Below are 17,395 nucleotides of genomic sequence, written 5' to 3'. Positions count from 1 at the left end.
TAGCGGCGCAGGCGCGGTATTTCGCCAAGGATTGCTGCCTTCTTTTCATCCATGACCGCTGGTTTCGAGGTCGCCCTTATTGATCCCAATTGAACGCGCCTTCCGGGCACGGCGCAAGCGGCCAGCGCGAAGCGGTCTCCCGCCCCGGTCACCCAAGCAATGCAATAACGCTGGCTAGTGCCGATTTATTCCCGGTCGGGGTGAAATCTTATTGTTCTTGCTTGCCTTTATCCGTTTTCCCGCGCCGCCCGCGTCAAAAGCCGCTGATAAAACAGGCCGATGCCGATCAGCACGGCGCCAAGGCCGATGAACGACAACGCCCTCAGCACACCTTCCAGCTCCGACATGTCGAAGATGAAGACCTTCAGCACGGCGATCGCGATCAGCGCGGCCGAGGCGACGCGCAGCACCTGCGATTTCAACCAGACACCGGCTGTGAGGAGCGCAACGCCAATCACCAGCCAAAGCGCCGAGTAGGTATAGGTTTCCAACTGGCCGAGGCCGCTCCACAAGCCGATGAACTCGCCCTTGAACAGGCGCCTCACCGACAGCGTGGCATAGGCGAAGGCAAGCACGGCAGCCACCACGGCCAGCATCTGCGCATACCATTTCGGCCGCTTGTCCCTGGCGTAGAGCGCCAGTCCCCCGGCGGCGACCGCAGGCAGGAGATAGGCGAGGAACAACAGGTTGAACACCGGGATCCGGCCTGTCGATTCGTCTGACAACAGCGGATTCAGCACGACGAAGTGCCTGACAACGATGAAGGCGACCGAGGCCACACCGGCGGCCATCGAACCATAGCGCAGCACCGAGCTTGGCGAGCGCATGTCGATGGCGACCAGGATGGCGCCGGCGCCGATGGCGATCAGGGTGTAGATCGACTGTTCGGCGAGCGTCATGGCACCCGTGTCGATGACGCCGCCGTGCATGGCGTGGCGCACCAGCATAGCGAGCGTGAGCAGCGCAAACAGCGCCGCAGCCGCCTCCATGGCAAGGCGCGGCCGGCCATTCGTGGTGCGCGCAAGCTGCCAGGCGGCAAAGCCGAAGGCCAGTGCCGGCACGCCGTAGCCTGGCAGCAGCCAGTTGAACACCGGCGTCGTCGACAGGAACCCGGCACCGACGATGGTCGGGTCGAAAGCGACGCGGCCAAGCACCGCGATCACCGCGCCGACCGAAATCCAGCCGAGCACCGGATAGGCGCGCCAGCGCGTAGTCAGCGCCGGCACGATGGCCGCCGCACCGAGCAGGATGGTGGTCCAGCCGGAATCGAAAGCCATATGCATGAGCAGGAGCCCGGCGATGGCCGCGCCGCCCAGGGCAAACGACACCGCGACACCGCCCTTGAGCGGCGGCTCCTCGGCCCGCGCGATCCACTCGCCGCCGGCGGCGAAAATGACGACCAGCAGTGCCGCTGCGGCAGCGTAGACAAGGTCACGGTCGAGATTGCCGAAGGTGAACCAGAGTGCCAGCAGGATGACCAGCGGGACAATGACGCCCCACGCTGCCCATGAGGCCGCGCGGATCTGCGTGCCGGCGGCGAACCGGCGCGCGGCCCAGAAGCCGGCGCCGATGAAGACCAGGCCGAGTACGATGCCGATGCGCAAGGTCAGCGCGTTGGACGTGGCCACCGGCAGTCCGTCGACGCCCAAGGCGCCGCTGGAAAAATCGGAAGCGATCGAGGTTGGCGGGATGATGCCGAGATAGATCAGCACCGTGACCAGTCCCGCGGCATAGAGGAGCGGCAGCGCCAGCGGACGATAAAGCGCGACCCCCACCATCGCGGCGATCACCACCGCGCCCGGCAAGGCGTAGCCGGCGGCAGCGAAGGCCGGGTCGACCGACAGGCCCAGCGCCGAGAATGCGACGAACAGGCCAGGCACGATGGACGGCCAGTCGAAAGCCCTGGCTGGTCCAGGTTCGTCGTCACGGCGAGCGAGCCAGACAAGGGCGAGCACGGCCAGCGTGACGGCGTCGATGAACAGGATGGCAGAGAGGTTCGCCCCTGGCGCATCGGTCATATAGAGGATGGTCCAGACACCGGCGCCGAAAAAGGCGGCCGCCATCAGTAATTTCCAATCGCGCATGCGGGCGATGACGCCGGTGACGGCAAGCACGATCGCGAGATAGCCGAAAAGCGCCCAGGGATTGGGTGCCTGCGAGGCGACCAGCACCGGCGTCACCATGGCGCCTACCAGGCCGATGCCGGCCAGCGCCTGACCATGGACCAGGGCGGCCGCGATCGTTGCCACGCCGATGACGCCGAGCAGCGTGAAGGCGAGTGCCGGGCCGATGAAGCCGTAAATGCCATGCGCGGCATAGACGGTGCCGAACAGGATGAAGGCACCGGCAGCAGTCAGGATCGCTGGAATATAAGCGCCAGCGGCCCCTTGCACCGGCACCTTGAAGCCGGTGCGGCGGATGAACTCGCCGCCGGCCACCAGCACCAGGCCGAGCACGCCGGCCATGGTCAGCCGCACGCCGGGACCGAAAATACCTGCCTCGATGGTGTAGCGGATCAGGAACAGGCCGCCCAGCGCCAGCGCGATGCCACCGACCCAGACCGCCCAGCGGGTGCCGAGCGCGGTTTCGACATCGGATTGGCGGGCGGCTTTCGCCGCTCCGGGAAGCTCCGCAGGTTCCACTGCCTTCGGTGCCGGTTCTGGAGCGGTCCACGGGCCGGAGACGATCTCGCCGGTCGAGTCTTCCGTGTCCGTGGCTGGCGCCGGGACGGTGACCGCTGCGCTTACCTCCGGCGGAACGATATCGGTCGCAGCCGCTGCGTCCGGAGCCATGTCGGCGGGCGCGTTGTCGTCCACCTGTTCGGAGGACTTGGCCGCAGGCGGCACGGCACCGGAAAGGACCAGGCTGCGCAGCGCGCCTAGTTCACGCTCGACAAGGCCGATGCGGCTCTGCTGGCGCGAAATGATGACGAACAAGGCGATGATGGCGACAAGGCCGATCAGGCTTTCAAACATGGCGGTTCCCCCAAACCAGGCCAGTTTTCACTGACATTCGTCTTACTGACATTCAAATGCGGCGGCCAAACGGCCAGAAAATCCAAGCTCGGAAAACTCAATGCGCCGCCAGTCAACGCGCCGCCAGATTGGCGGCCGGAAAGATCGAGCATGTTTCGGTGCCGAAAGCCAGCAGCTTGCCGCCGGCATCCTTCAGCGTCGCTTCCGACACCGCCAACGTGCGGCCCTTGTGAACAACCCTGCCCTCGCACACCACCTCGCCGGTCTTCGGCGTGATGGGACGCGTCAAATTCACCTTGAACTCCGCCGTGGTATAGGCCTCGCCCTTTTCGAGCAGCGTCTGCACGGCACAGGCCAGCGCCGAATCGAGCAGCGTCGCCGCCCAGCCGCCATGCACGCTGCCCAGCGGATTGAGATGGCGCTCGCTCGGCATGCCACGAAAGACAGCGCGCCCTTCCGAGACTTCGGTGAGAGTGAAATTCAGCTGGAAGGAAATCGGCGGCGCCGGATACTTGCCGTCGACGATGCGCTGCAGCAATTCCAAACCGGTGTATTTCAGGATGTCGGCGTGCGGAATGGTGCCGAGGCCGAGCGGTGAGACCCGGCCAGGATAAAGTTCGACCTCGCTCATGTGATGATTTCTCTGGCTGCGTCTTCGCCAGCTATGGCCTTGCCGCGCGCGTGATGTTTGCGCAAGGCGGCGAGGAAGCCGGTACGAGCGTCCGGCGGCTCGATGCCGCGCGGCTCATAGACGTGGCGGTTGAAGAAGAAGCCGGTGAGCCGGAAGGCGTCGTCGACATCAGCCGCATCGGCGCGCAGGCCGGAGCCGCGCTGCAGGAAGGCCGGCAGAGCCAGCATCTTGTCGCGCCACGGCAAACCGGCTTCGCGCGATACCGCACGTCCCGACTTCGGTGAGACATAGGCCAGGTCCTGTCGCGTGCCGGTGGCGGCGCATTGGCTGAGATCGAGGCCGAAGCCGAGTTCGTCCAGCACCAGAAGCTCGAAGCGCGCCACCAGTTCGCCGGCAACGTCGGCGTCGTCGAGATGGACGATCATCACGGCAAGCGTTTCGTAGAGACCTTCATGCGCGTCGCGCTCGGGCAGCAGGCGCAGATGCGCGGCCATGGTCTGCAATCCGTAGACGGCAAAGGCGCTGTCCATCAACCGGGCCGCGTTCATCTCGATCGCCTCGGCCTGGAACGTGCCGAGGTGCTCGTCAAGGCGCGCTCGCCACAACAGGTCGACACGGTTGCCGGGCTGGAGCACAGGCTGCTGCTTGCGCGAACGGCCGCCACGAACAAGGCCGAGATGACGGCCATGCGCTCGCGTCAACACCTCGAGAATGGCGCTGGTTTCGCCATGCTTGCGGGTGCCGAGAATGATTCCCTCGTCGCGCCATTCCATTTCAGGAGCTTTTCACCGATCGGGTGGCGAAATCAAGGTATGGGCTTGGCCCCCGGGTAACTCTCATGCCAATGCATAAAAAACCGCCCGCAGCGATGTGCTGCGGGCGGGCTGGTGGGGTCAGTCGATCCGTTAGAAATTGCGCTGGAAGCGAACGATGCCGCCGACGCTGCTCTTCTTGTCGGCCTTCGTCCAGTTGTTGAAGTCCAAGTCGTCGAATTTTCCTGCATTGAGGTAATCGACTTCAGTCGTGATCGTAAAGCCGGGCACAATGGTATAGGCCACGTTGGCCGCGACGCCGAGGTTCTTCCAGTCGTCATAGGAGACCTGGGCGTTGAACGAGGTCTTGTCGTTGAACTTGTAGGTGCCGCCGCCCCAGATCGCCCAGTTTCCGCCCCATGGCTTGTATTGGGTACGGCCTGTGCCGAAGTCGTTGATGTTGTCGTTGGTGCCGTAGCCGCCCATGACGAACAGCGTCAGTTCCTTGCTGACGTTGACGTCCAAACGGACCTTGCCGGACACTTCCTCATAATTGCTGTCATAGGCCACGACGCCGGTGATCGCACCCCAGTCGCCCTTGTACTTCAAACCGCCGACGACATGCGGAACATAGCTGTCGATCGTGTTGACGCCGGTGCCTTCTTCGAGCGAGACCACGCCCGTGAAGCCGCTGCCTGCGTCGAAGTAGTAGCTGATGAGATTGGTATCCTTGACACCATACGGGATGAGCGTGTCCTGGATGACGTTGCCGGCATAACCGATGAACTGATCGTATACCGTTTCATCCTTACCGACGCGCAGGCCACCGAGCTGGATCCAGGCGAAATTGAGGCTGGTGGCCTTGTTGCCGGCCTGCCAGCCAGAGCCACTAGTCTCATAGTTGCCGCTGCTGTTGCCGAATTGAAAGCGAGTCTCGGTAAAGGTCTTCAACGTGCCGAGCTCGGTTTCCTGGCCGGTATAAGTCCTCAGCGTGAAACGCATGTTCTTATACCAGGTATCGTTGCTGTCGCCGTCCTCGGTATCCGGAACGTTATTGGCGCCATCCAGCGCGCCGGAATCGCCAGCGCCCATGTCATAGCGCAGATAGCCGCCGATGCGCAGGCAGGTCTCGGTGCCCGGAATGTAGAAGTAACCGGCGCCGTAGACGTCGCAGATCTTGACGTATTCGGCCGGTTCCGGTTCGGCGACGACGACAGCGTCGGCGGCGCGCGCGCCGCTGACCGCGATCAGGGCCGCGGCTGAGCCGAGAAGGAGGCTCTTGATGTTCATTTTCTGACCTCTCCAGTCATAGTTATAAATGGCTTCGGATTTGTGGCTGGCGGCAATGTTTTCCCGCCTCACCCCCACAACGAAAAAGGCTCACACCGCTCGCCCTTTTCAGCGGCGAACATACCCATCGTTCATCTGCCTTCAATGACGATTTCCGGAATAATTACAATTCCACAAACAGATTAATGCCGTGTTGCACAAATAACACTTGATAATCCGACGAGCGGCACAAATGGCACAATGTCATTTATTAAATACATATACGGATACTTTCGCGTCTAACTATACTGATAACGTGTTATATTTCCAAAATGGCAGCATAATACGCAAAATATACCTCAATTCTGTCGAAATTTATTTGATTCTTGCCGCCTCCCCTTCTGTTGCCAGATAACGCCCATCTGCAAATCCCGCTCTGATACCGAGGCGAAAAGCGGGATGACGCTTCCAAGGGTGTCTGCCCCCTCCAAGGCGGTCGAAACTTCCTGGAGTGCCGTCGTGTCGCCGATTGTGACAGCAGCCAGCCGTTGAAAAACGATTCCTCCGTGACGCCCTCTCAGTCGACCTGAACGACGCAGGCGATGCGCTCCCCCCGCCTCGATCAGGCGGGTGGGCACGCATAGGTCCGGGAAAGCATCGCCTCGGCCAGAATGTCCCTGGTCGCGCCATACGGGGCGGATGGATCGGCGACAGGATCAGGATCTGGTGGGCGAGAGCGCCTTGAACGTTTGGCGCCTCACCCCCGCCGCGCGTGATCGGCAAGCACCTCATCGATCACATGACGGGATTTTTCAACCTCGACAGGGTAGACGTCGATCTGTCCAGCTACCGTGATCAGCGCCTTCCAAAGCGTCCAGCCACGACCACGCGCCCACATCGCCTCATCGGCTGGAAGGCCGGCGCGAAACGCCTCCCGGCTTTTGCCTTCAAACAATGTCCAGGCAATCGCCAGATCGCAGGCGGGATCGCCAACGCCGGAGGTTCCGAAGTCGATCACCGCGCCCAACCGGCCTTGCCTGACCAGCAGGTTTCCGCAACTGACGTCGCCGTGGAACCAGACCGGCGCACCGTGCCATGGCGCGGCAAGTGCTGCCTCCCACACCGCGCGGGCTGCGACCGTATCGATCTTGCCGTCGAGGGCTGCAATCGCTTGCCGGGTTTCGCCATCGTAGACGCTGAGTGCTCCGCCGCGAAAGAAGTTGTGTTGTCCCGGCGCCGGTCCGCCAGTGGCATCGATCCTTTGCAAGGCGACCAGGAACGCGGCCAGGTCGGTCGCGAATCGCGGCAAGCTGGCGATACGCTCGCGCTCTGCCGTCTCGCCTTCGATCCAGCGGTAAACGGACCAGTGCCAGGGATAGCTTTCGGCCGGAACTCCCATCGCCAGCGGCACCGGGATCGGCAGCGGCAACAGAGGTGCGAGCCTCGGCAGCCAGCGATGCTCCTTTTCCACCTGCAGGGAATAGGCCGCGGCGCTTGGCAGCCGCACGGTCATCTCGTCGCCGAGATGAAAGGTCCTGTTGTCCCAGCCGCCAAACTCGACGGGCCTGACCGCAAGCTCCTTCCAACGGGGAAACTGCGTGGCGATCAATCGGCTGACAAGCGCTATGTCGATGTTCGGCTTGCTGACCATCGAGCCTAGCGCGGAAACTCGAGCCCCATCTCGCGATAGCGCTCAGGGTCGTCGCCCCAGTTCTCGCGCACCTTGACGAACAGGAACAGGTGCACCTTCTGTTCGAGGATGCCCGCTATCTCCATGCGTGCCGCCTGGCCGATGGCGCGGATTGTCTCGCCCTTGTGGCCAAGAACGATCTTCTTCTGGCTGTCGCGCTCAACATAGATGGTCTGGTCGATGCGCACCGAGCCATCCGGCTTCTCTTCCCATTTCTCGGTCTCGATATGCGAGGAATAGGGCAGTTCCTGATGCAGCCTTAGATACAGCTTCTCGCGCGTGATCTCGGCCGCGAGCTGGCGCATCGGCAGGTCCGAGATCTGGTCTTCCGGATAGTACCAGGGGCCGACCGGCAGAGCCTCGGCCAGATAATCGAGCACGTCCTTGCAGCCGGAACCGGTCAGCGCCGACACCATGAAGGTGCGCTTGAACGGCACCCTTTCGTTCGCTGCCGCCGACAGAGCGAGCAGCGCTTCGTGCTTGACGCGGTCGACCTTATTGAGGATCAGCACCATCGGCTGGCGCACATCCTTCAGCCGTTCGAGGATGGCGTCGGCGTCGCCCCTGATGCCGCGTTCGGCATCGATCAAAAGCAGCACGATGTCGGCGTCCTTGGCCCCGCCCCAGGCGGTGGTCACCATCGCCGTGTCGAGCCTCCGCTTCGGCTTGAAGATGCCGGGCGTGTCGACAAAAACGATCTGCGCATTGTCATGCGTGGCGACGCCGCGCACGATGGCGCGGGTCGTCTGCACCTTGTGGGTGACGATCGACACCTTGGCGCCCACCAATTGGTTGACCAGCGTCGACTTGCCCGCATTGGGCGCGCCGATCAGCGCGACAAAACCGGAATGCGTGGCGGCGGCTGCGGTCGCCGGCTCTTCGGTAGCGGTCATGCCGCACTCCCTTCACTGGAGGGTCGCGCGCCCTCCGATTTTTGGGCCGATGTGGTGGCCCAGACGCCTTCGCGCACAAGAAATGCCGAAGCCGCCGCTTCTTCGGCAACCCTGCGGGAGCCGCCAGTGCCGCTTATCGGCGCAAAACCGCGGACCTGCAAGGACACGGTGAAGACGGGCTGGTGGTCCGGGCCTTCGCGCTTTTCGATCACGTATTCGGGTCTGATATCGCTGGTCTTGGCAATCCATTCCTGCAGATCGGATTTCGGATTGAGCGGCTTTGTGATCACCGTATGCGAGCGCGGTTCCCAGTAGCGCAGGACAAACCGCCGCGCGGCCTCGATGCCACCGTCAACGTAAACCGCCGCGATCAGGGCTTCGACCGCATCCGCCAGATAGTTTCCGCCCGAGCCACGCGACCGCATCTTCAAGGCAGAATCGGCGCGGACCAGATCTTCCAGCTGCATTTCGATGCCGATCTCGGAGCATGTCCGCGCATCGACCAGCGCATTGAAACGCGGCGCGATTTCACCTTCCGGCGCATCGGGAAATTTTTCGAAAAGCATATCGGCGACGACAAGCCCGAGCACGCGGTCGCCAAGAAATTCAAGACGCTGGTTGTTGGTGGCGGCCTTGACCGCACTGGAATGCGTCAAGGCGGTCTCGAGCAAGCGGATATCCTTGAAGACGTGGCCGGTCTTGGCTTTTACCAAACCGGCCAGAGTTTCGCCTGTCGGACGCTTCAAAGCCATCAATTGACGAAGTGGAACAGGCGCGAAGCGCGCATCAGCGACGGCCATTTCCAGATTTCGAGAGGGCTCGCCTTGCCGGCGATCGAGAAGAAAACAAGATTGGCACGGCCAACCAGATTTTCCGCGGGAACGTAGCCGACGGTGAAACGGCTGTCGGCGGAATTGTCCCGGTTGTCGCCCATCATGAAATAGTGGCCGGGCGGCACATCGAATTCGCGGGTGTTGTCGCCGATCGAGTTCGAATTCAGGTCGAGCGTGTCGTAGCTGACGCCGTTGGGCAAGGTCTCACGATAGACATCGATCGGGCGCGATTCCTCGGTGATGTCGGGATTGTCGATCTGGCCTGTTTTCACGCGCGGCACGCCGACGCCGTTGATGAACAGCTGGCCGTCCTTGACCTGGATCTTGTCACCCGGCAGGCCGACAACGCGCTTGATGTAGTCGACGGACGGATCAGGCGGGAACTTGAACACCGCCACGTCGCCGCGCTTCGGCTCGGCGCCCCAGATACGGCCCGAAAAGATGTCGGGGCCGAAAGGCAGCGAGTACCGCGAATAGCCATAGGACCATTTGGTGACGAACAGATAGTCGCCTTCAAGAAGCGTCGGCCGCATTGATCCCGACGGGATCGAAAAAGGCTGGAACAGCAGCGTGCGGATGACCAGGGCGAGCAAAAGCGCCTGGACGATGACGCTGACGGTCTCGCCAAGCCCGCCGGATTTCTTCTCGGATTTTTCAGCCACGCTCATGTCGTCCTCGATTGTGCGTTGGATGGTATAGAGTCTCGGCGCGCGCTGGGCAACGTCAATGCCGGTCGTCAGAGGCAATCAATGTGGCGCTTCTTCGACGGGCAGCGCCTCGATGATCACAAAGGCTTGAGCGAGCGGGAAATCATCCGTGATGGTGAGGTGGATTGCCGCCCGATGGCCGTTTGGCAGGATCTTGTCCAGCCTGGCCTGCGCTCCTCCCGTCAGAGCCATGGTCGGCGCGCCACTGGGCAGGTTGACGACACCCATGTCGCGCCAGAACACCCCCTGCGCCATACCGGTGCCCAGCGCCTTGGCGCAGGCCTCCTTGGCGGCGAAGCGTTTGGCATAAGAGGCCGCGCGGGCGCCTCGATTGTCCGAACGCGCCTGTTCGACCTCGGTGTAGATTCTCTGGATGAAGCGCTGGCCGTGACGCTCCAGCGATTTCTCGATGCGTCTGATGTCGATCAGGTCGCTGCCGATGCCGATGATCATCGCGCGGTGGAACCGATGCTTGCGCCGGGATGGGGCGATTGCGCATGCCGGCTTGCGCGCTGGGCCAGACGTTTGCACCGCTGTTCGCGGAAAGCGTTCATGCCCCAGCGCGTGATGGCGTAAAACAGCAGCCCGAAGGCGAGCCCGAGCGGAACCGCGCCTATCAGCATCGGTTCAAGGACCGGTTTCCACAATTGCGCGAAGGAGAGGTTGTGCAACATCTCGCCCAGATGTGCCGGCGGCCCATGCGTCGGCAAGCGGTCATGCAGGATGAGCTTGCCCGTTTCCCACGACGCCCCCCATAGCAACGGGAAGGTCAGGGGGTTGCCGAAAAAAACCGCGCCGAGAGCGGCCGCCACCAGATTGCCGGCGATCACCCAGCACAGGAGGGCAGCGATGATGAAATGGAAACCGACGGGAAAGAATGAAGCGAAGACCCCCGCTGCAACGCCGGCCGCCACCGCATGCGGTGTGGCCTTCAGCCGCAGGATGCGCTTGGAAAAATACTGAAGCGAGCGCGAAAATGAGCGGCGCGGCCAAAGGTAGGTACGCACCCGCTCATAAAGGCCATCAGGCTTGCGGCGTCGAAAAAGCACTCTGTTCCCGTTCCACGGCTCCCGCAACGGCACCTTAGCCGGGCGTGGTAGCCACATCTTGCGCTTGACGATCACCCAATGGCAATCGCAAGCATGATATAACGACGCGCTGACAGAAGAACAACCAAGCACCGTCTGTCCGATGCGCACTCGTCGCCGCCCCTCGGGGTGGTTCATGCTTCGAACATTGGACAATCGCGGCGAATTTAAGGAAAACTGGCAGTCGCTTTTTCGAAGAGCACCAGCGCTACGGCAGGTATTCGCTGACCTCGACCAGATTGCCGTCCGGGTCGCGGAAATAGACCGACATCATCGGACCGCGGGCCCCGACACGTTCAACCGGACCGAGTTCCACCGCCACACCATTGGCCGCGAGCCGGGCACGGACCTCATCCAGTGGCCCGTCCGTGACCAGGCAGAAATCGCTCGAGCCCGGAGCCGGCGACTTCGCCTTCGGCTCGAAAGTGCGGCCGACCTCATGCACATTGATCTTATGGATACCGAAAGCCAGCGCCGTCGGCCGATCCGCCGCGTCGATGCGCTCAAAACCCAGCACGCGCTGGTAAAACTCACAGGTCACTTCCAGCGAAGCGACCGTCAGCACGAAATGATCGATGCCGGTGATCATTTCCAATTTGTCTTCACGCATGTCGCTTTCCCCAAAACCGCCGCACACTGTTGGGCGAAAAAATGCCCCGTCAGATGTTGCGGCTGCCGGGCTTGATCGCCGGGATGGCGGCAAGCTCCGGCGGCAGCCGGTCGGCCGGATAGGCCGGGACCTCATACTCGGCCAGCGCGATGAGCGGCACACCGACATCGGTCTTGCCAGCCGAACGGTCGATGATGCAGGCCGCGGCCACTACCTCGGCGCCAAGATCGCGCAGGCACTCGATGGTCTCTCGGATCGACAGGCCAGTGGTGACGATGTCCTCGACGATGACGACACGCGAACCCCTGGCGATCTCGAAGCGGCGCAAGCGGAACTCGCCGCCTTCCCGCTCGACCCAGATCGCCGGCACGCGGAGATGGCGCGAGGTCTCGTAGGCTGGGATCAGCCCGCCGATCGCCGGGCCGACGACATAGTCGATCTTGCCGGGCACGCCTGCGCGGATTTTCTCCGCCAGCGCCTTGCACAGTAGCTCGGTCTTGTCGGCATGCATGAACACGCGCGCCTTCTGCAGGAAGACCGGACTGCGCAGGCCCGAGGTCAAAATGAAATGCCCTTCCAGAACAGCACCCGCCTCGCGGAAAATGCCCAGCACTTCATCGGTGTTCATTTCTGCCTCTTTTTGATTGACCATGACTTTGTCCGAAACCGGAGCATGATCTAGCCATTTACGCGTCTTGCGTCGCTGACGCTCGAATTGTCCTTGAGCTGCGACAGCAGCCGGTTGAGGTGCTTGAGATCCCAGACTTCGAGATCGATCAGCATTTCGGTGAAGTCGGGCGCAGTGCGCACCATCGACAGCGTATGGATATTGGCGTCGTTCGAGGCAACCACCTGCGCTATATCGGCGAGTGACCCCGGCGCGTTGATGGCGGTGACCGAGACACGCGCCGGAAAGCGTTCCTTGGTGCGCTCATCGATGTCCCAGCGCACGTCGATCCAGCGCTCGGGCTGGTCATCGAACGCCTGCAGCGCCGGCGACTGGATCGGATAGATGGTGATGCCGGTGCCCGGCTGGACGATGCCGACGATGCGATCGCCAGGCACTGCCCCTTCCGGCGCGAAACGCACCGGCAGATCGCCGCGCACGCCGCGAATCGGCACGGCGCCATCGCGTGGCTGGTCCTTGTCCTTGCGCGCGGCACGACCCGGAATCTGGAACAACATGCCGGCGGCATTGCGGATCTTCGACCAGCCCTCCTCGCGCGGCTTGGGGACGGCCGTAGTGACGCGCTCATCCTTGTAGTCGGGGAATACCGCCTTCATGACGTCGGTGGAGGCGAGCTCGCCGCGCCCGACGGAGGCCAGCACATCCTCGATGTCCTTGCGCGCCAGCCTGTGCAGCACCTGCTTCAGGCTCTCCTTGGTGAAGGTCTTGCCGGCACGCTCGAAGGCGCGTTCCAGGATGCGGATGCCGAGACCCGAATATTGCTTGCGGATGGCGTTCTTGGTGGCACGGCGGATGGCCGAGCGCGCCTTGCCGGTGACGACGACCGATTCCCATGCCGCCGGCGGCACCTGCGCCTTGGAGCGGATGATCTCGACCTCATCGCCGTTCTTCAGCTCCGTCATCAGCGGCATGATGCGGCCGTTGACCTTGGCACCGACGCAGGTGTCGCCGACATCGGTGTGCACCGCGTAGGCGAAATCGATCGGCGTCGCGCCGCGCGGCAGCGCAATCAACATGCCTTTCGGGGTGAAGCAGAACACCTGGTCCTGGAACAGCTCCAGCTTGGTATTTTCGAGGAAATCCTCGGGATTGTCGCCCTCGGCAAGCTGCTCGATGGTGCGCCGCAGCCAGGCGTAGGCGTTGGTTTCCTTCGAAATCGCGTGGGCGGCGCCATTCGTCTTGCCGCCGGTGTCCTTGTAGATCGAATGGGCAGCGACGCCGTATTCGGCGATCTTGTTCATCTCTCGGGTGCGGATTTGCAGCTCGACACGCTGGCGCGACGGGCCGACGATGGTGGTGTGGATCGACCGATAATCGTTCTGCTTCGGCGTCGAGATGTAGTCCTTGAAGCGGCCGGGCACCATCGACCACGCGGTGTGGATGGCGCCAAGCGCCCTGTAACAATCCTCGACCGTGTCGACGACGACGCGGAAGCCGAAAATATCCGAGAGCTGCTCGAAGGACAGCGCCTTGGCCTCCATCTTGCGGAACACCGACCACGGCTTCTTCTGCCGGCTCTTCACGCCGGCGTTGATCGCATGCTTCTCGAACAGCGTGGACAGCGCCTTTTCGATGTCCGTCAGCACGCCCTTGTTGCGCTCGAAGATTTCGGCAAGCCGTGCGGTGACGGCGCGATAGGCTTCCGGATTGATGAAGCGGAAGGCGATCTCTTCCAGCTCCTCGCGCATGCCTTGCATGCCCATGCGGCCGGCCAGCGGCGCGTAGATATCCATCGTCTCCTCGGCGATGCGCAGGCGCTTGGCCTCCGGCATGTGGTCGAGGGTGCGCATATTGTGCAGGCGGTCGGCGAGCTTGACCAGCAGCACGCGGACATCTTCTGAAATCGCCAGCAGAAGCTTTCTCAGGTTTTCCGCCTGCTCGGCCTTCTTCGAGACGAGATCGAGCTTCTTCAGCTTGGTCAGGCCCTCGACCAGCTTGCCCATTTCGGGGCCGAACAGATCGTCGATCTCAGCCCGTGTGGCGGTCGTGTCCTCGATCGTGTCGTGCAGCAGGGCGACCGCGATCGTCGCCTCGTCCATATGCATCTCGGTGAGGATGGCGGCGACTTCGAGCGGGTGCGAGAAATACGGGTCGCCGGAAGCGCGCTTCTGGTGGCCATGCTTCTGCATGGCATAGACATAGGCCTTGTTGAGCAACGCCTCGTTGACGTCAGGCTTGTAGCGCTGGACGCGCTCGACAAGCTCATACTGACGCATCATGGGCGGGATCTCGCAGCGGTGAAATGAATCATGCGCCGCACTGCTGTACGGCGCATGTCATAGATAGCCACGAAACTGCCAGGACGGAAGTGCCGGATGCTTGATCCAGGCTCTTAGTAGTCGTCGCTTTTTTCCGGTGGCACCAGACCCTCGATGCCGGCCAGGAGATCTTCCTCGGTCATGCGGTCGAAGGTGATGTTCTCCTCGGCGTCATCGGCGTCGGTGGCAGCAACGGCGGTGCCGGTCTGATCGGCAATCGCCTCGCCGTCGGCCTCGGGCTCGTCGACCTCGACATGCTTCTGCAGCGAATGGATCAGATCTTCCTTGAGGTCGTCGGGCGACAGCGTCTCATCGGCGATCTCGCGCAGCGCCACGACCGGGTTCTTGTCGTTGTCACGCGGCACGGTGATCGGCGCGCCCTGGCTGATCTGCCGGGCACGGTGGCCGGCAAGCAGCACCAGTTCGAAGCGGTTGTCGACCTTGTCGATGCAATCTTCAACGGTTACGCGGGCCATGGATTGCCCCTTTCATGCGATGGATTTGATGGAAAACAGGCGCGGTCCATAACCCGAACGCCGCCAAAATACAAGCATCATGGCAATGGCCGGGCTGCAGGGCGCCCAATCCTTCGTTCAAACACCCGATTCGGCAAAACTGGCTGTGCCTATGTGTTCGGTGTCCCGATCACAATTGCTTGCAGTGCCGCACGCGCCCTTGGATTGCCGTGAATCTGGCGCTATCTCGGATGCGTAGAGGTCAGCCGGTTTATTATGAGCCTGACCGAACGTCGCTATCGCATTTCGTTTAGACGGCCGTTTATTTCGAGAAGGAATATTTTCCATGTTCGACCCTCGTGAAAAAATCGCCCTATTCATCGACGGCGCCAATCTCTATGCGACGTCGCGCGCGCTCGGCTTCGACATCGACTATCGCAAGCTCCTGTCGAGCTTCCAGAAACGTGGCTATCTTCTGCGCGCCTATTATTACACGGCGCTGGTCGAGGATCAGGAATACTCCTCGATCCGTCCGCTGATCGACTGGCTCGACTATAACGGATTCAAGGTGGTCACCAAGCCGGCCAAGGAATTCACCGACTCGACCGGCCGCCGCAAGATCAAGGGCAATATGGACATCGAGCTCACGGTCGATGCGCTGGAGCTCGCCGATGTCGTCGACCACTATGTCATCTTTTCCGGCGACGGCGATTTCCGCACGCTGGTCGAGGCGCTGCAGCGGCGCGGCCGCAAGGTGTCCATCGTCTCGACCATGGCCTCGCAGCCACCGATGATCTCCGACGATCTGCGCCGCCAGGCCGACCATTTCATCGACCTGACGACCTTGAAGAACGACGTTGGCCGCGATCCGTCCGAGCGGCCGGTGCGCAGGCCCGAGCCGGCCGAAGTCGACGAGGATGATTACTGAGGCCGGTCGCCTTGACCGCCCTTTGCGCCTCAGAGCCTAGTCGCGACTGCCCGCTCTGCCCGCGGCTGCACGACTTCATCGCCGAGTGGCGGCAGCGCGAACCATCCTGGTTCAATGCGCCGGTGCCGACTTTCCTGCCCTCGGAAGGTGACGCGACGGTCCAACTGCTGATCGTCGGGCTGGCGCCCGGCCTTCGCGGTGCCAACCGAACGGGCCGCCCGTTCACCGGCGACTATGCCGGCGACCTGCTCTACTCGACCCTGATTTCGCACGGTTTTGCACGCGGCGAATTCAAGGCCAGACCCGACGACGGATTGGAGCTTGTCGGCACGGCGATCACCAATGCCGTGCGCTGCGTGCCGCCTGAGAACAAGCCGGTGGGCGCGGAGATTGCCACCTGCCGGACATTCCTGGTGCCGACGATCGCCCGGTTCCCTAATTTGCGCGCCGTGCTGGCACTGGGATCGATCGCGCATCAGTCGACGGTGCGGGCGCTGGGTGGGCGCGTCGCCGCCTACCCGTTCAAGCATGGCGGGCAGCTGCCGGCCGGTGGCGTCACGCTGTTTTCGAGCTATCACTGCTCACGCTACAACACCAACACCGGCGTGCTGACCGAAGCGATGTTCGTTAGCGTTTTCAGCCAGATAGCGGAATTCTTGCGGACATAAATGTTTTTGCAGTAATTAGAGTTGGTGTCCGCAGACATCAACTCAGTGCGGCAGTGCATTCAGCGCATCCAACATGGCTGGCCCACCCTGCAGCACATTCAGGTCGACATCGCCATTGATGCCGTCAACGCGACCCCTGTTGTGGTACTGCCAGTAGACCCAGTCGTTGCGATCCGGCTCCAGGAGCAATGAGCGGAGCCAGAGCGGACGGGCAGCAATGCGCCCGGCATAGGCTTCTGCTGCATCGTCGGTCAGATAGACAATCGCAGGCTTGCCGAACGCCGCCTCGACTGGAGCGAGGAACGCGGCCAGTTCGGCGTTCAATTGTTCGGGCGTCGGCCGCTGCGGGCAGTTGCCGCCGAATTCGATATCGACCACGGGTGGCAGCAGGGACTGATCGTGCGGCACCACCGAGATGAAATTCTTCGCCTGGTCCGCACCCGGCCGGCAAAAGGTGAAAAAGTGATAGGCGCCGACGGCGAGACCGGCGGCCCGGGCCTCTTCCAGATTCCGTGCGAAAGCATCATCGACATGATCGCCGCCTTCGGTCGCCTTGATGACGGCAAAGGCGACATCATCGGCGGCTACGCGCCGCCAATCGATCTGGCCCTGATGATGGGAGACGTCGATGCCCCTGACCGGATATTTATCGCGATCCGGCGAGAATGACCTGAAATAGAGATAGCCGCCTGCTGCAAGGAAACACAACAAGACCAGGCTGGCCAAACCAAAGAGGACAATCCGGTTCTTCAAGCGAATGGCCCCGCCTACCCACGCTCTTTTAACAGCCGGCCCTTCTCGCGCGACCAATCGCGCTGCTTCTCGGATTCGCGCTTGTCGTGCAGTTTCTTGCCGCGGCCGACAGCGAGCAGCAGCTTGGCGCGGCCCTGGTCGTTGAAATAGATTTTCAGCGGCACCAGTGTCATGCCTTCGCGGTCGACACTCTGTGA

The 17,395-nt window shown here is 62.3% G+C and carries 18 protein-coding genes; 2 read left to right on the top strand and 16 right to left on the bottom strand.

Annotation, left to right across the window (positions count from 1 at the left end; all coding sequences use genetic code 11):
• Nucleotides 1-227 precede the first annotated feature (227 nt).
• From EN984_RS02280 to rpoZ, 14 genes are all read right to left on the bottom strand, one after another.
• Nucleotides 228-2,975 (bottom strand): DUF2339 domain-containing protein, encoded by a 2,748-nt coding sequence (locus tag EN984_RS02280; RefSeq protein WP_127269262.1) that lies wholly within the window; start codon nt 2,973-2,975, stop codon nt 228-230.
• Between the two features lie 112 nt (nt 2,976-3,087).
• Nucleotides 3,088-3,606, bottom strand: a complete 519-nt coding sequence (locus EN984_RS02275) for a PaaI family thioesterase (RefSeq protein ID WP_027162667.1) — start codon at nt 3,604-3,606, stop codon at nt 3,088-3,090.
• On the bottom strand, nt 3,603-4,379 hold the full coding sequence (gene recO, locus EN984_RS02270; protein ID WP_127269263.1) for a DNA repair protein RecO: 777 nt from the start codon (nt 4,377-4,379) through the stop codon (nt 3,603-3,605). The genes EN984_RS02275 and recO overlap by 4 nt, the downstream gene beginning before the upstream one ends.
• 132 nt (nt 4,380-4,511) lie before the next feature.
• Nucleotides 4,512-5,648, bottom strand: a complete 1,137-nt coding sequence (locus EN984_RS02265; protein WP_127271628.1) for a porin — start codon at nt 5,646-5,648, stop codon at nt 4,512-4,514.
• Nucleotides 5,649-6,384: 736 nt separating this feature from the next.
• A complete protein-coding gene (locus tag EN984_RS02260) occupies nt 6,385-7,278 on the bottom strand; it encodes an aminoglycoside phosphotransferase family protein (RefSeq protein WP_127267162.1) in 894 nt (297 codons plus the stop codon).
• Nucleotides 7,279-7,283: 5 nt separating this feature from the next.
• Nucleotides 7,284-8,210 carry a GTPase Era gene (era, locus tag EN984_RS02255; RefSeq protein WP_127267161.1) on the bottom strand — a complete coding sequence of 309 codons (927 nt, stop codon included), beginning with the start codon at nt 8,208-8,210 and terminating at the stop codon, nt 7,284-7,286.
• Nucleotides 8,207-8,962, bottom strand: coding sequence for a ribonuclease III (gene rnc, locus EN984_RS02250; protein ID WP_127267164.1), 756 nt, complete (start codon nt 8,960-8,962; stop codon nt 8,207-8,209). The genes era and rnc overlap by 4 nt, the downstream gene beginning before the upstream one ends.
• Complete coding sequence (gene lepB, locus EN984_RS02245) at nt 8,962-9,711, bottom strand: signal peptidase I (protein WP_127267160.1); 750 nt, start codon at nt 9,709-9,711, stop codon at nt 8,962-8,964. The genes rnc and lepB overlap by 1 nt, the downstream gene beginning before the upstream one ends.
• Nucleotides 9,712-9,789: 78 nt before the next feature.
• Nucleotides 9,790-10,203 carry a holo-ACP synthase gene (acpS, locus tag EN984_RS02240; RefSeq protein ID WP_127267159.1) on the bottom strand — a complete coding sequence of 138 codons (414 nt, stop codon included), beginning with the start codon at nt 10,201-10,203 and terminating at the stop codon, nt 9,790-9,792.
• Nucleotides 10,200-10,799 (bottom strand): DUF2062 domain-containing protein, encoded by a 600-nt coding sequence (locus EN984_RS02235; RefSeq protein WP_127267163.1) that lies wholly within the window; start codon nt 10,797-10,799, stop codon nt 10,200-10,202. The genes acpS and EN984_RS02235 overlap by 4 nt, the downstream gene beginning before the upstream one ends.
• Nucleotides 10,800-11,046: 247 nt before the next feature.
• A complete protein-coding gene (locus tag EN984_RS02230) occupies nt 11,047-11,427 on the bottom strand; it encodes a VOC family protein (protein ID WP_164749033.1) in 381 nt (126 codons plus the stop codon).
• Nucleotides 11,428-11,497: 70 nt separating this feature from the next.
• Nucleotides 11,498-12,076, bottom strand: a complete 579-nt coding sequence (gene pyrE / locus EN984_RS02225) for an orotate phosphoribosyltransferase (RefSeq protein WP_127267157.1) — start codon at nt 12,074-12,076, stop codon at nt 11,498-11,500.
• A 50-nt stretch (nt 12,077-12,126) separates the two neighbouring features.
• Nucleotides 12,127-14,355, bottom strand: coding sequence for a bifunctional (p)ppGpp synthetase/guanosine-3',5'-bis(diphosphate) 3'-pyrophosphohydrolase (locus tag EN984_RS02220; protein ID WP_023812864.1), 2,229 nt, complete (start codon nt 14,353-14,355; stop codon nt 12,127-12,129).
• A gap of 113 nt (nt 14,356-14,468) precedes the next feature.
• Nucleotides 14,469-14,870 carry a DNA-directed RNA polymerase subunit omega gene (gene rpoZ / locus EN984_RS02215; RefSeq protein ID WP_013532591.1) on the bottom strand — a complete coding sequence of 134 codons (402 nt, stop codon included), beginning with the start codon at nt 14,868-14,870 and terminating at the stop codon, nt 14,469-14,471.
• 325 nt (nt 14,871-15,195) lie between these two features.
• Between rpoZ and EN984_RS02210 the strand changes: the two genes are divergently transcribed.
• On the top strand, nt 15,196-15,777 hold the full coding sequence (locus tag EN984_RS02210) for an NYN domain-containing protein (RefSeq protein WP_127267156.1): 582 nt from the start codon (nt 15,196-15,198) through the stop codon (nt 15,775-15,777).
• A gap of 11 nt (nt 15,778-15,788) precedes the next feature.
• On the top strand, nt 15,789-16,445 hold the full coding sequence (locus EN984_RS02205; protein WP_127267155.1) for a uracil-DNA glycosylase: 657 nt from the start codon (nt 15,789-15,791) through the stop codon (nt 16,443-16,445).
• A 42-nt stretch (nt 16,446-16,487) separates the two neighbouring features.
• On the opposite strand, the gene EN984_RS02200 is transcribed toward EN984_RS02205, so the two are convergent.
• On the bottom strand, nt 16,488-17,198 hold the full coding sequence (locus tag EN984_RS02200; protein ID WP_127267154.1) for a GH25 family lysozyme: 711 nt from the start codon (nt 17,196-17,198) through the stop codon (nt 16,488-16,490).
• A gap of 14 nt (nt 17,199-17,212) precedes the next feature.
• On the bottom strand, nt 17,213-17,395 hold a 183-nt coding region (locus tag EN984_RS02195), incomplete at its 5' end, for an SsrA-binding protein (protein ID WP_206517395.1).

Origin of the sequence: Mesorhizobium sp. M7A.F.Ca.CA.004.12.1.1 (assembly GCF_003997835.1) — a bacterium.
Lineage (GTDB): Bacteria > Pseudomonadota > Alphaproteobacteria > Rhizobiales > Rhizobiaceae > Mesorhizobium.
The sequence above is the reverse complement of the archived record's forward strand: the minus strand, read 5'-3'. Positions and strand labels throughout refer to the sequence as shown.